The organism is Kitasatospora purpeofusca (genome assembly GCF_034043715.1).
GTDB classification, from domain to species: Bacteria; Actinomycetota; Actinomycetes; order Streptomycetales; family Streptomycetaceae; genus Kitasatospora; species Kitasatospora purpeofusca_A.
The window spans coordinates 95,795-109,038 of sequence record NZ_JAXCLC010000020.1 but is presented as its reverse complement, the minus strand read 5'-3'; the positions used below and the strand labels follow the sequence as shown (position 1 = coordinate 109,038).

The 13,244-nt window shown below is 74.6% G+C and carries 17 protein-coding genes; 3 read left to right on the top strand and 14 right to left on the bottom strand.

Annotated elements, in window-relative coordinates:
- Window positions 1-74 precede the first annotated feature (74 nt).
- From lgt to hisI, 14 genes are all read right to left on the bottom strand, one after another.
- Entirely contained in the window at window positions 75-1,097 is a 1,023-nt protein-coding gene (lgt, locus tag SM793_RS13295) for a prolipoprotein diacylglyceryl transferase (RefSeq protein ID WP_320438350.1), read from the bottom strand.
- A 199-nt stretch (window positions 1,098-1,296) separates the two neighbouring features.
- Window positions 1,297-2,160, bottom strand: a complete 864-nt coding sequence (locus SM793_RS13290; protein ID WP_320438349.1) for a DsbA family protein — start codon at window positions 2,158-2,160, stop codon at window positions 1,297-1,299.
- 55 nt (window positions 2,161-2,215) lie between these two features.
- On the bottom strand, window positions 2,216-2,707 hold the full coding sequence (locus tag SM793_RS13285; RefSeq protein ID WP_320438348.1) for a MauE/DoxX family redox-associated membrane protein: 492 nt from the start codon (window positions 2,705-2,707) through the stop codon (window positions 2,216-2,218).
- A gap of 94 nt (window positions 2,708-2,801) precedes the next feature.
- Window positions 2,802-3,104, bottom strand: coding sequence for a hypothetical protein (locus SM793_RS13280; protein WP_320438347.1), 303 nt, complete (start codon window positions 3,102-3,104; stop codon window positions 2,802-2,804).
- 227 nt (window positions 3,105-3,331) lie between these two features.
- Window positions 3,332-4,141: a tryptophan synthase subunit alpha gene (trpA, locus tag SM793_RS13275; protein ID WP_320438346.1), complete on the bottom strand. Its 810-nt coding sequence runs from the start codon at window positions 4,139-4,141 to the stop codon at window positions 3,332-3,334.
- A 2-nt stretch (window positions 4,142-4,143) separates the two neighbouring features.
- Window positions 4,144-5,424: a tryptophan synthase subunit beta gene (gene trpB, locus SM793_RS13270; protein WP_320438345.1), complete on the bottom strand. Its 1,281-nt coding sequence runs from the start codon at window positions 5,422-5,424 to the stop codon at window positions 4,144-4,146.
- A gap of 64 nt (window positions 5,425-5,488) precedes the next feature.
- Window positions 5,489-5,638, bottom strand: coding sequence for a tryptophan biosynthesis modulator TrpM (trpM, locus tag SM793_RS36400; protein ID WP_413815946.1), 150 nt, complete (start codon window positions 5,636-5,638; stop codon window positions 5,489-5,491).
- 10 nt (window positions 5,639-5,648) lie between these two features.
- A complete protein-coding gene (gene trpC, locus SM793_RS13265; protein WP_320438344.1) occupies window positions 5,649-6,455 on the bottom strand; it encodes an indole-3-glycerol phosphate synthase TrpC in 807 nt (268 codons plus the stop codon).
- A 186-nt stretch (window positions 6,456-6,641) separates the two neighbouring features.
- On the bottom strand, window positions 6,642-7,088 hold the full coding sequence (locus tag SM793_RS13260; protein WP_320438343.1) for a DUF2752 domain-containing protein: 447 nt from the start codon (window positions 7,086-7,088) through the stop codon (window positions 6,642-6,644).
- A 91-nt stretch (window positions 7,089-7,179) separates the two neighbouring features.
- A complete protein-coding gene (locus SM793_RS13255; RefSeq protein WP_320438342.1) occupies window positions 7,180-7,437 on the bottom strand; it encodes an HGxxPAAW family protein in 258 nt (85 codons plus the stop codon).
- A 145-nt stretch (window positions 7,438-7,582) separates the two neighbouring features.
- Window positions 7,583-8,137, bottom strand: coding sequence for a TIGR02234 family membrane protein (locus SM793_RS13250; protein ID WP_413815948.1), 555 nt, complete (start codon window positions 8,135-8,137; stop codon window positions 7,583-7,585).
- Window positions 8,138-8,238: 101 nt separating this feature from the next.
- Window positions 8,239-8,685: a hypothetical protein gene (locus tag SM793_RS13245; protein WP_320438340.1), complete on the bottom strand. Its 447-nt coding sequence runs from the start codon at window positions 8,683-8,685 to the stop codon at window positions 8,239-8,241.
- A gap of 66 nt (window positions 8,686-8,751) precedes the next feature.
- Window positions 8,752-10,266 carry an anthranilate synthase component I gene (locus SM793_RS13240; RefSeq protein ID WP_320438339.1) on the bottom strand — a complete coding sequence of 505 codons (1,515 nt, stop codon included), beginning with the start codon at window positions 10,264-10,266 and terminating at the stop codon, window positions 8,752-8,754.
- A 37-nt stretch (window positions 10,267-10,303) separates the two neighbouring features.
- A complete protein-coding gene (gene hisI / locus SM793_RS13235) occupies window positions 10,304-10,675 on the bottom strand; it encodes a phosphoribosyl-AMP cyclohydrolase (protein WP_320438338.1) in 372 nt (123 codons plus the stop codon).
- Between the two features lie 200 nt (window positions 10,676-10,875).
- Here hisI and SM793_RS13230 point away from each other — a divergent pair, with 200 nt between their 5' ends.
- From SM793_RS13230 to SM793_RS13220, 3 genes are all read left to right on the top strand, one after another.
- Complete coding sequence (locus tag SM793_RS13230; RefSeq protein WP_320438337.1) at window positions 10,876-11,559, top strand: hypothetical protein; 684 nt, start codon at window positions 10,876-10,878, stop codon at window positions 11,557-11,559.
- A gap of 30 nt (window positions 11,560-11,589) precedes the next feature.
- The gene (locus tag SM793_RS13225; protein WP_320438336.1) at window positions 11,590-12,237 is read left to right on the top strand and encodes a TIGR03085 family metal-binding protein; all 648 of its coding nucleotides are present in this window, start codon (window positions 11,590-11,592) and stop codon (window positions 12,235-12,237) included.
- Window positions 12,238-12,407: 170 nt separating this feature from the next.
- Window positions 12,408-13,193 (top strand): VOC family protein, encoded by a 786-nt coding sequence (locus SM793_RS13220; RefSeq protein ID WP_320438335.1) that lies wholly within the window; start codon window positions 12,408-12,410, stop codon window positions 13,191-13,193.
- Window positions 13,194-13,244 lie beyond the last annotated feature (51 nt).

The following is a 13,244-nucleotide window of genomic DNA, read 5'->3' as shown; positions in this document are numbered from 1 at the left end:
GGGTGGCCCCAACTTCCGGCGGCCCCCCCCCCCCCGGGGGGGGGGGGGCGGCCGGGGGCCTGGATCGGCGCAGCTCAGGCGGGGTTCCTGACGTCCTTCTCCAACTTGTCGAGCTTCTCGGCGAGGGCGTCCTGGGCCTTCCCGCCCGGAGTCCCACCCGACTTCTCGTCCGGCTCGTCGGCCGTCTTGTCGGCCGACTTACTGGCTGACTCGCCGGCCGCCTTGCCGCCCGCCTCGTCGGCCGACGCCGACGCCCGCTCGTCCGCGTCGGCCATCGGGTCGATGCTCGCCGGGTCCTCGCGGCCGGGGTGCTTCCTCCCGACGATCACGAGGTACGCGACGGCGCCGAGGAAGACGAAGATCGCGACCCAGTCGTTCAGCCGCAGGCCGAAGATGTAGTGCGCGTCGTCGATCCGCAGCCACTCGGTCCAGAACCGGCCCACCGTGTACGCGGCCACGTACAGCGCGAAGGCCCGGCCGTGGCCCAGGGCGAACCGCTTGTCCGCCCAGATCACCAGCGCCGCGACGCCCACGCACCAGAGCGACTCGTAGAGGAAGGTCGGGTGGTAGATCCCGGTGACCACCTCACCGCCCGGCAGCGTCTTCTTGATCTCCAGGCCCCAGGGCAGCGTGGTCTCACGGCCGTAGAGCTCCTGGTTGAACCAGTTGCCCCAGCGGCCCAGCGCCTGGGCGAGCGCGATGCCGGGGGCGATCGCGTCGGCGTAGGCGGGCAGCGGGACACCCCGGCGGCGGGCTCCGATCCAGGCGCCGACCGCGCCCAGCGCGATCGCGCCCCAGATGCCGAGGCCGCCCTCCCAGATCTTGAAGGCGTTCCAGGGGTTCTTCCCCTCGGCGAAGTACAGCTGGTGGTCGGTGATCACGTGGTAGAGCCGGCCGCCGACCAGGCCGAAGGGCACAGCCCAGACGGCGATGTCGCCGACCGTGTGCTTGCCACCACCGCGGGCGACCCAGCGCTTGCTGCCGAGCCAGACGGCCACGACGACACCGAGGATGATGCAGAAGGCGTAGGCGCGCAGCGGGACGGGTCCGATTTCCAGGACGCCCCGCGACGGGCTGGGAATGTAGGCGATATCCATGGCAGCTCCGACGCTACAGGGTCGACGGCCCGTCCAGGACACCCCGGCGGGTCACAGTCGGTGCACAGATCCGTGCACGGACCGGTGCACAGACCGGCGCACGGACCGGTGCACCGATCGGCGCGCGGGCCGGAAGCACGGCCCGCCGCCCCCTCCGGCCGGGGAGGGGGCGGCGGCGGCCGTGGCGCGGGGGCCCGGCTCAGCCGGCCTTCGGCGAGGGGTTGTTGCTCTCCGAGGCGGTGCTGGTGGGAGCCGGCGACTGGCCGTGGGTGCCCGGGGTGCCCAGCGTCTTGCCCTGGTTGGCGGCGTCGACCCACTTCACCAGGTTGGCCGGGGTGATCTCCTCGTTGTTGTACTTCGGGTAGATCGGCTGCCCGTTGAGCAGCACGGTGGGCGTGGACTTGTAGCTCGACTTGTCGAAGTCCTGCTGGACCGCCGACACCCATCCGCCGTACGTGGAGTTGTTGACGCAGGACTCGAAGGCGGGGGTGTCGAGTCCGTTGACCTGCTTGCCGAGACTGATCAGGGTCGCCTTGTCGCCGAAGGCGTCGCTGGTCTCGTCCGGCTGGTTGCGGTAGAGCACGTCGTGGTAGTCGCGGAAGTGCCCGGCGTCCTGGGCGCAGGCCAGCGCGTTGGCGCCGTAGCGGGAGCCCTTGCCCGGCACCGCCCGGTCGATGAACGAGACGATGTGGTAGTTGGTGTAGACCTTGCCCGCGTCCTCCAGCTGGCTAATGGTGGACGCGAACTCCCGCTCGAAGGTGCCGCAGGCGGGGCAGCGCGCGTCCTCGTAGACGGTGAGGACGGCCGGCGAGTTGTCCGAGCCGACCGGGATCACCAGGTTCTTGTCCCCGATCGCGCCGGCCGGGGCGGCGGTGGGGGTCTCCGGCTTGGAGCGCTGGTCCTGCACCACCACGCCGGTGACCACGGCGGCGGCGATCACCGCGAGCGCCACCCCGCCGATGATCAGCTTCTTCTTCTTCCGGCCGCGGGCCTCGTCCGCGGCCCGGTCCGCCAGCATCCGCTCGCGGGCGGTGCGCTTGCCTTCTCGGTTCTTCTCGCTCATCAGCCTTTGGACATTCCAGATTCGGGGGCGGGGGTGCGGTGGGAGGACGGGGCGCTCAGCGCGCCAGCCAGCCGTCCACCGAGAACTTGGTGCGGGGCCACCGGAGCAGCCAGCCGGCCAGCAGCAGGAACCCGGTGTCGCGCAGGATCTCCTGGAGGTACTCGGTCTGCGAGGAGTCGACCGCCCCGCCGCCGCCGAAGCATCCGCAGTCGATCGAGATGCCGCGCGCCCAGGCGGAGGCGATCCCGGCGATGAAGGCGAGCAGCAGCCCCGCCGAGAGCGCCGCGACCAGGCGGGTGCCCAGGCCAACCACCAGCAGCAGCGCGAGCGCCAGCTCCAGGAAGGGCAGTCCGTGGCCGATCGGTTTGACCAGGGCCTCGGGCAGGATCTCGTACGCGCGCACCGCCTGGGCGGCCTCCGCCGGGTCGGCGATCTTCGCCAGCCCCGCCCAGCCCCAGACCACGGCCAGACCCAACCGGGCCGCCGTGCCGATCCACTCCGTCACCGGCCCGGCCATCCGGACCACCCCCTCGGGAAACACCGTCACGCCCTATGAACCGTCGACGGTGACGCCGGGTTCCTCCGGTTTCGCGAGTTAAGCCAAAAGAGTGAACATTGATATCGGTTGACCAGGTTTCACCCTAAGGAGTGACCGGGTCACAGCCGGGCGGCCACCCGAGCTCGTACCGGCCGACCTCGTACCTGCCGGGCTCGTACCGGCTGTCGCCGAGGAGCGCCGGCCGCCCCTGCGGATCCGAGCGGCCGGCCCGCGCCACCGCCTCCATCCGGACCGCCTCGGCGCACACGTACGCGTCCCGCTCGGCCCGCTCCACCCCCCGTTTGGCCAGGGCCGGGACGACCGCCGCCTGCGCCCCGAGCGCGGCGCCGAGGGCCAGCGCGGCCGCGGCCGCCCGTAGCAGCACGGCTCGCTGAAGACCGGGCATCGGCCGACCCCTTCCGCTCGCTCCCGCGCCCCCGGGGGCACGTGGTTCGTGCACTCGTCCCTCCACTCAACGCCGGTCAACCCCTGCTGATGCGCGCGCCCCGCACTGTTCACCCGTTCGGGTCCGACCGGCCGCCCGCACCCGGGGGAACGCCGACGGCCCGCCACCTCCGGAGAGGCGACGGGCCGTCAGTAACGCGACCGTCAGCAGTGCGATCGAAGGAGGGACTAGCCGCGGCGGACGCCCTGCGCGAGTTCGCCGGCCAGCTCGCGGACCGCCGCGAGCGCGGCTTCCTCGTCCCCGTCCGCGTCCAGGATCCGCTGGACGAAGGCCGAACCGACGATGACGCCGTCCGCGAACCCGGCGACCTGGGCCGCCTGCTCACGGGTCGACACGCCGAGGCCGACGCAGACCGGCAGCTCGGTGGTGGCCCTGGTCCGGGCGACCAGGTCCTCGGCCAAGTCGCCGACCTGCGCCCGGCTGCCGGTCACGCCCATCACCGCGGCCGCGTACACGAAACCGCTGCCGGCCGCGGTGACCTCCGCGAGCCGGCGGTCCTTGCTGCTCGGCGCGACCACGAACACGGTGTCCAGACCGTGCTCCTCGGCCGCCTTGCGCCACTCCACGGACTCCTCCACCGGCAGGTCCGGCAGGATGCAGCCCGCCCCGCCGGCCGCGGCCAGGTCGGCGGCGAACCGCGCGACGCCGTACCGGTCCACCGGGTTCCAGTAGGTCATGACCAGCACCGCCGCGGCGGGGTGCGCCGCGGCCACCTCCTGGACGGTGCGCAGCACGTCCTTGATCCGCACCCCGCCCTTCAGTGCGATGTCGTCCGCGGTCTGGATGGTCGGGCCGTCCAGCACCGGGTCCGAGTGCGGCAGGCCGATCTCGACGATGTCGCAGCCGCCCTCGATCAGCGCGCCGACGGCGCGGATGCCGCCGTCCACGGACGGGAAGCCGGCCGGCAGGTAGCCGATCAGCGCGGCGCGGCCCTCCGCCTTGGCGGCGGCCAGGATGCCACTGAGCTTGGAAGTCATGGTCACTTACCCCCGTGGGCGGAGCCGGCGCCCGGCTCGTCGTAGAGGCCGAAGTACTCGGCGGCGGTGTGCATGTCCTTGTCGCCGCGCCCGGACAGCGAGACCAGCACGGTGGCCTCGGGCCCGAGTTCGCGGCCCAGCTCCAGGGCGCCGGCGAGCGCGTGCGCGCTCTCGATGGCCGGGATGATGCCCTCGGTGCGGGACAGCAGGCGCAGCGCCCGCATGGCGGCGTCGTCGGTGACCGGGCGGTACTCGGCCCGGCCGGTGTCCTTCAGCCAGGCGTGCTCGGGGCCGACGCCCGGGTAGTCGAGGCCGGCCGAGATCGAGTGGGACTCGATGGTCTGGCCGTCCTCGTCCTGCAGGACGTACGTCCGGGAGCCGTGCAGCACCCCCGGGTCGCCCTTGGTGAGGGTGGCGGCGTGCCTGGGCGTGTCGGCGCCCTCGCCGGCCGCCTCGCAGCCGATCAGCCGCACCCCGGCGTCCGGGATGAACTCGTGGAAGATGCCCATGGCGTTGGAGCCGCCGCCGACGCAGGCCACGACCGCGTCGGGCAGCCGGCCGGTGCGCTCGAGCACCTGCTGCCGCGCCTCGATCCCGATGACCCGGTGGAAGTCCCGGACCATCATCGGGAACGGGTGCGGACCGGCCACGGTGCCGAACAGGTAGTGGGTGGAGTCGACGTTGGCGACCCAGTCGCGGAACGCCTCGTTGATGGCGTCCTTGAGCGTCCGGCTGCCGGAGGTCACGGACACCACCTCGGCGCCCAGCATCCGCATCCGGGCGACGTTGAGCGCCTGCCGCTGGGTGTCGACCTCGCCCATGTAGATGGTGCAGTCGAAGCCGAACAGGGCGCAGGCGGTGGCGGTGGCCACGCCGTGCTGGCCGGCGCCGGTCTCGGCGATGATCCGGGTCTTGCCCATCCGCCTGGTGAGCAGGGCCTGCCCCAGGACGTTGTTGATCTTGTGCGAGCCGGTGTGGTTGAGGTCCTCGCGCTTGAGCAGGATCCGCGCGCCGCCGGCCTCGGCGGAGAACCGCCGCACATCGGTCAGCGGGCTGGGGCGGCCGGTGTAGTCCTTGAGCAGCGCGTCGAGTTCGGCGGCGAAGGCCGGGTCGGCCTTGGCCTTCTCGTACTCCTCGGCGACCTGCTCCACGGCGGCGACCAGCGCCTCCGGGATGAAACGGCCGCCGTACGCGCCGAAGTAACCGCGCGCGTCGGGCACCTCGGCACCGGGCAGGTGGTCCCGCCCGGACTCTGCGGAGGACTTTTCGGACTTCTCGGACATGGTGGAGTCCCTCGGGATGATGTCGACGGATGTCGACGGATGACGTGACGTCTGCTGGCTGTGCTCAGCCGGACGTCGTACGCCATCGCCTCCCGGGTACCTGTCCGGGCTCGCAGCCGATGACGTACCGCACCCGCCGCCCCAGCACCCGGCGCGCGGGCGCGCGGCAGCCGCGCGGGCGGCAGCCGGGGGCGAGACGGGTGGCGATCTTCATGGCGGCGGGATCAGTCCTTGTGCCGGATCGCCGGGTGGGCGCCGGCCGCGACCAGGTCGGCCACGGCGGCCCGCGGGTCCTTGCCGGTCACCAGGGACTCGCCGACCAGGACCGCGTCCGCGCCCAGGTTGGCGTAGGAGATCACGTCCAGCGGACCGCGCACCCCGGACTCGGCGATCTTGACGACGCCGTCCGGAATGGCGTGGACGACATTGCCGAAGGTGTTGCGGTCCACCTCGAGGGTCTTGAGGTTGCGGGCGTTGACGCCGATGATCCGCGCCCCGGCGTCCACCGCGCGCTTGATCTCCTCCTCGTCGTGCACCTCCACCAGCGGCGTGAGGCCGATCGACTCGGCGCGCTCGATCAGCGACACCAGGGCCGGCTGGTCGAGAGCCGCGACGATCAGCAGCGCGAGGTCGGCGCCGTGCGCGCGGGCCTCCCACAGCTGGTAGGCGGTGACGATGAAGTCCTTGCGGAGCAACGGGGTGTCCACGGCGGCGCGGACGGCGTCCAGGTCCGCCAGCGAGCCGCCGAAGCGGCGCTGCTCGGTCAGCACGCTGATCGCGGCGGCACCGCCGGCCGCGTAGTCGGTCGCCAGGGAGGCCGGGTCGGCGATCGTGGCCAGCGCGCCCTTGGACGGGCTGGAGCGCTTGACCTCGCAGATCACCCGGATGCCGTCACCGCGCAGCGCGGCCACGCCGTCCTTGGCGTCCGGGGCCTTGGCGGCGAGCTCCTTGAGCTGGTCCAGCGGGACCCGGGCCTGTCGCTCGGCGAGGTCCTCGCGGACCCCTTCGACGATCGAGTCGAGCACACTCACTCGGGCGCCCCCATCATGATTTGCCGGTACTACTGGCGAGGAGCCGGCGACCAATGGGCCCCCGGCCCTCCGATGGTATCGGCACGGGGGGGCGCGCAGCGCATCCGCCCGGCGCGCGTCTCGTGGTACGGACACCGCGCGGGGGCTGCGGCCTGCGCCTTCACCGTTCCCCCGCCGCTTCCCGGCTCAGACCGACGGCGGGGCCAGACCGGCACCGACCGGCAGATTGCGGACCACCGTGAAGACCAGGACGAACAGCGCCACCAGCACCCAGCGCCGGGACCCGAGCGCGAGCCGGGGCCCGGGCAGGCCGCGCGACGCCGCCCAGAGCCAGCGCGCCCAGAGCACCGCCAGCACCGCGAACAGCAGCACCGCCACCGCGTTGTCGTGCAGGGCGCCGTTGAAGTCCCCGTGGGTCAGCGCGTGCACACAGCGCAGCCCGCCGCAGCCCGGGCACCACCAGCCGGTGGCCGCGAGGAAGGGGCAGTCCGGATAGTGCCCGGGACTGTTCGGGTCCACCGCGGCGATGTACCCGGCGGGGACGGCCACGGCGACCGCGGCGGCCAGCGGCGGAACCAGCCGGCGGGGGCCGGACGGCCGGGCGGCGGCGGTGGGAGCGGGGGCGGCGTTCACGCCCATGATTGTGCCCCTCCCGGCGGCCGGGCGGGAGAAACGAAACGGCGGGCCTGCCGCCCGCCGTTCACGTGAGGAGGTCCGGCCGGGTTCAGGCCGGGCTGGCGGCCAGCGCCGCCTGCTCCTCCGGGGTGTAGACGTGGGCGCTGGGCTGCGCGCCCATGCCCGCCATCGCCATGGCCTTGCCGACCACGCCGCCCAGGACCACGACCGCCAGGCCGCCCCAGACCAGCAGCACCGAAGGCAGGATCATCGCGACACCCGCGATGGCGAAGCCGATGAAGGAGATCGTCACGCCGGTCCAGGCGGCGACGGTGTGGCCGCTGGCGGCCTTCGTTCCTGCAGACATCAGATGGTGCTCCTACGCTCTCGGGGCCCCGGCCGGGCCTGCGGGCCCCTGGCGGGTTGACGCCTCCATTGTGCCGGGCCGTACACCGGCGGCCCAAAGCGGGTGGCGGGTCTATCGCGTCACAGTGCGACCGGGTCCGCCCGGCTCACCGGGCGGTCGGGTCCTCGCCCCGGTCCAGTGCCTTCCACAGGTCCGCCGGGGTCTCGGCCGCCGTCGCCCGCCGGACCGGCGCCCGGCCGGTCGGCGCCTCGTACCGGCTGCCCATGGCCGGCCAGCCGCGCCCGTACCGGACGGTCAGGAACCCGGCCAGCGCCAGCAGCAGCCCGCCCAGCAGCGCCACCCACGGCCAGGCGGTGTGCCCGACCCCGGTCGCGGCGGAACCGGTCAGCGCCAGCTTGCGGGCCGCCTCGGCGTCCAGCGCCGCGGTGTCCCCCGCGCCCACCGCGGCGGCCACGGCGGCGCCCAACCCGGCCAGCACCGTCAGCGCCCCGACCGCGAGCCGGCCTACGCCGCGCGCCGCGAACACCGCGACCGCCGCCGCCAGGGCCACCAGGGCCAGCCCGGCGGGCAGTTCGGAGATCCTGCCGCCGGTCACGGACACCTCCAGGGTGCCGGCCAGGCCCTCGGCCCAGACCCGCCCGGCGGCGGTCAGCACCAGCACCGCGCCCAGCGCGGTGAGCAGCAGCATCACCGCGAGCATGCGCCGCCCGGCCCGTGCGGCGGGCGCGGATGCGGCGGCGGGGTCGGCGGACACGGCGTCGGTACGGGCTTCAGCGCTCACCGGACCAGTGTCCCCCGCCCTCACCCCGCCGCCGCACCCGGGGTCGGCGGCTCGACCGGGAAGTCGCCCGTCTCCAGCACCAGCGTCCCCTCCTCCAGCGGCAGGAAGAGATCGTTCCCGAACGGCACCCGCTCCGCCTCCCGGTACCCCACCCCCGGCAGCGGCCGGCTGTGCACGGTGCAGACCGCCTCCCCCGGGTCCACCAGGACGTACAGCGGGACCCGCGCGTCCGCGTGGGTGCGGTGGCCCCCGGTCGGCCCGGGCACCGGCGCGACCTCCAGCACCACCAGCGCGTCCCCGGTCCGGTACCGTCCGGCGGCGTCCGACGAGGCCCCGGGGGCCAGCACCAGGAGCCTGGTTGCCGGCCCGTCCTCGCTCACCACCGAGCGCACCCCGCCGTGGCCGCCGGACTGCCGCAGCAGCTGCTCCCTGGCGGCGGCCACGATCCGCCGCTGCACGTCAGGCATGCTGTCGTCCCTTCCGCTGCGGCGGCCCCGCGACGTGCGCGGGGCCCAGGGCCCACGCCCTACGGCCTACGGCCTACGCAGCGTATTCGCGGTGGCGACCGCGCGCAGGACGGCGGCGGCCTTGTTGCGGCATTCGGTGTCCTCGCCGTGCGGGTCGGAGTCAGCCACCACGCCGGCGCCGGCCTGGACGTACGCCGTGCCGTCGCGCAGCACCGCGGTGCGGATCGCGATCGCGGTGTCCGAGTCCCCCGCGAAGTCCAGGTAGCCGACGCAGCCGCCGTACAGGCCGCGGCGGGTGGGCTCCAGTTCCTCGATGATCCGCATCGCCCGCGGCTTGGGCGCGCCGGAGAGCGTGCCGGCCGGGAAGCACGCGGTCAGCACGTCGAAGGCGGTCCGCCCCTCGGCGACCTTGCCGGTCACCGTGGAGACGATGTGCATGACGTGGCTGTAGCGCTCGATCTGCATGAAGTCGACCACCTCGACGCTGCCCGGCTCGCAGACCCGCCCGAGGTCGTTGCGGCCGAGGTCCACCAGCATCAGGTGCTCGGCCCGCTCCTTGGGGTCGGCGAGGAGTTCGGCGGCCAGCCCGGCGTCCTCGTGCGGGGTGGCGCCGCGGTGCCGGGTGCCGGCGATCGGGTGCAGCATCGCCTCGCCGTCGGTGACCTTGACCAGCGCCTCCGGGCTGGAGCCGACCACGTCGAAGCCGCCCTCGGCGCCCCCGTCCGGGCCGGGGAAGCGGAACAGGTACATGTACGGGCTGGGGTTGGTGGTGCGCAGCACCCGGTAGACGTCCAGCGCGGAGGCCGGGCAGGGCGCCTCGAAGCGCTGCGAGGGGACCACCTGGAACGCCTCGCCGGCCCGGATCCGCTCCTTGATCTCCTCCACCGCGGCCCGGTAGGGCGCCCCGCCGAACGGTGAGCGGACCTCGCCGGGGCCGGTCGGGGTGAAGGTGGCCAGGCCCGGGTCGACCGGCTTCAGCAGGTCGGCCTCCATCCGGTCGAGCCGGGCGACGGCGTCCGCGTGGGCCTCGTCCACCCCGCTCTCCAGGTCGTTGTGGTTGACCGCGTTGGCGATCAGCAGCACGGTGCCGTCGACGTGGTCGAGCACGGCGAGGTCGGTGGCGAGCAGCAGGGTGAGCTCGGGCAGCCGCAGGTCGTCCGGGTTGAGGTCGGGCAGCTTCTCCAGGCGCCGTACGACGTCGTAGCCGAGGTAGCCGACCAGGCCGCCGGTGAGCGGCGGCAGGCCGTCGTCGGGGTGCCGCGGGGTGTGAAGGGTCCGCAGCGCGGCGCGCAGCACCTCCAGCGGGTTGCCGGTGGTGGGGATGCCGACCGGCGGGGCGCCGAGCCAGCGGGCGTCGCCGTCCGGGCCGGTGGTCAGGGTCGCGGCGCTGCGGACCCCGACGAAGGAGTAGCGCGACCAGCTGCGGCCCTGTTCGGCGGACTCCAGCAGGAAGGTGCCGGGGCGCTCGGCGGCGAGGCCGCGGTAGAGGCCGATCGGGGTGAGGCCGTCCGCGAGGAGCCTGCGGGTGACCGGGATGACCCGGGTGTCGACGGCGAGCTTGCGGAAGGCTTCGAGGTCCATGCGGGCGGCACCTTACGGGGAGGGCGGAGCGGGCGGTTCAGCCGAGCGGGAGCACGTCGGCGTCGAAGCAGGTGCGGTCGCCGGTGTGGCAGGCCGCGCCGGTCTGGTCGACCTTGACCAGCAGGGTGTCGCCGTCGCAGTCCAGCGCGACCGACTTGACCAGTTGGACGTGGCCGGAGGTGTCGCCCTTCACCCAGTACTCGTGGCGGCTGCGGCTCCAGTAGGTGCAGCGGCCGGTGGTGAGGGTGCGGTGCAGCGCCTCGTCGTCCATCCAGCCCAGCATCAGCACCTCACCGGTGTCGTACTGCTGCGCGACGGCCGGGACCAGCCCGTCCGCGGTCCGCTTGAGCCGGGCGGCGATCTCGGGGGCCAGGGCGGTGGAGCCGGGAGCGGCGGGTGTGGTGGACATGGGGCCATTGTGACAGCCCGGTCCGGCCGCCAGGGTCGCCGCCCGGCTCGCGGCCGTGCCGGTGAGCGGCAGGTGAGCGGCCCGGGAGCGGCACGTGAGCGGGGGCGCGGGGCGCGGCGTCCGACCGGGAGGACCATCCGATCGAACGAGTTGTGCCAACCGCCTGCCGGGTGGCCCCGCTCTGCGCCATTCTCGTGCTCATGACCTCCGAGCAGCACTCCGCCGAGCCCGCCGAGCCGCCCGGCCGCGACCGGTCCGCGGCCGACCGTCCCGGCGGCGACCGTCCCGGCGGCGACCGTCCCGGCGGCGGTCGCCCCGGCGACGACGACGCCCGGCCGTCCCGGGGCCTGCGGGTCGGCGTCGCGGCGGTGCTGGTGCTGCTGCTCGCGGTGGTCGCCACGGTCCTGCTGTGGCCGGGGGACGACCCGGCCCCCGCGCCGCCCCCGCCCTCCCCCACCGCGACGCCCACCCCGACACCCACCCCCACGCCGACCCCGACCCCGACACCCACCCCGACGCCGACCAAGGTGGTCCCGTACAGCTTCTTCACCGTCGGCACCTGCCTGGACCACCCGCAGCTGAGCCGGACGGTCACCAAGCCGGAGGCCCGTCCCTGCGAGGGGAAGCACGACGGCGAGGCGATCGCCGACCAGCTGCTCCCCGACGGGCTGACCGGCGACTACGCGGTCGCCAACGCGATGCGGGACGGCTGCAAGGACGTCCAGGCCGCCGCCGAGGCCCGGCAGGGCGGCGGCGGGCCGTACTACAGCTATTCGGTGGGCCCGAGCTACGCGTTCTACCAGCAGGGCTGGCGCGACTACACCTGCGTCCTGACGGCGGGCAACCGGCCGGACACCGGCAAGCTCACCGGGCGCCTGCGCTGACTCCCCGTCGGCACTCGTAGGGTGGGCCGCATGTCTAACCACGCTCTCGCCGAGCGCCACCGTCTGGCCGAACTGCTGACCGCCGCCGGGCCGGACGCGCCCACCCTCTGCGCCGGGTGGTCCACCCGGGACCTCGCCGCCCACCTGGTGATCCGCGAGCGGCGGCCGGACGCCGCCGCCGGCATCCGGGGCGGCCCGCTGGCCGGCTGGACCCACCGGGTGCAGGAGTCCTACGCCGGGCGGCCGTACGAGGAGCTGGTCCGGATGTTCCGCGCCGGGCCGCCCCCGTTCTCCCTGTTCTCCCTGCCCGGCGCGGACGAGGCGGCCAACACCGTCGAGTACTACGTGCACGCCGAGGACGTCGCCCGGGCCGGCGACGACCCGGTGCCGACGGCGGTGCCGGCCGGCCGGGCCGAGGCGCTCTGGCGCCGGCTGTCGCTGCCCGCCCGGATGGAGGCCGGCCGCCGCTCCCCGGTGCGGCTGGAACTGTGCCACCCCGACGGCCGGAGCCTGGCCGTCGGCCCGGCCGGCCCGTCGACGGTGCGGATCACCGGCGAGCCCGGCGAGCTGGTGCTGCTCGCCTTCGGCCGGGGCGCCCGCGCCCGGGTCGAGGTCGACGGCCCGCACGACGCCGTCGAGGCCCTGCGGCACGCCCTCCCGCTCCCCGAGCGCGGGTAGCGCGGGTAGCGCCGGGAGCGCCGGGAGCGCCGCCGGATCCCGCCCCGGCTGCGGATGTCGGTGGCGGGGTGCAGACTCGCAGGTGGCCGGGAGGGGCGCCGCCGGGCCCACGGTGGCGGCCGTCCGGCCCCTGCCCGTCGTTACCGTCTCCCTCGAAGGGACGCGACACCATGCTCACCACCGACTTCCCGGCCGGCTCCCCCTGCTGGGTCGACCTCGGCAGCCCCGACCCGGCCGCCGCCGCCGCGTTCTACGGGGCGGTGTTCGGCTGGACCTTCCGGTCGGCCGGCCCGGAGGCCGGCGGCTACGGCTTCCTCCAACTGGACGGCCGGACGGTCGCCGCCGTCGGCCCGCTCACCGAGGACGGCGCGCACTCCGCCTGGACGACGTACTTCCGCGCACCGGACGCCGAGGCCGCCGCCGCGGCCGTCGAGCGGGCCGGCGGCACCGTCCGGGTCCCGGCCTTCGACGTGATGGACGCCGGGCGGATGGCCCAGCTGACCGACCCCCAGGGCGCGGAGTTCGCGGTCTGGCAGCCGGGCGCCGTCACCGGCCTGGACGCCGTGTCCGAGGACGGCGCGCTGATCTGGGTCGAGCTGCACACCGGCTCCGTGGACGCCGGCTTCGGCTTCTACCGGACGGTGTTCGGCTGGCGCGAGGAGGACTTCCCGGCGCCCGGCATGACGTACAAGGTGCTCTCCCCGGCCGAGGGCGACCTGCGGGCGACCTCCTTCGGCGGCATCGCCCCGGTGATGGCCGAGTCCCGGCCGCCGTCCTGGACGCCGTACTTCGGCTCCTCCGACGTGGACGCGGTGGTCGCCCGGGCCACCGGCGCCGGGGCGACCGTGCTGATGGGCCCGGAGAGCGTGCCGGACGTCGGCCGGATCGCCTGGCTGGCCGACCCGTTCGGCGCCACGTTCGCCCTGATCAAGGGCGAGCCGCCGAAGGACGCCTGACGGGTGCCGCACCCGGCCCGGCGCGCGACCGCTCGGCCGCGCGCCGGGCCG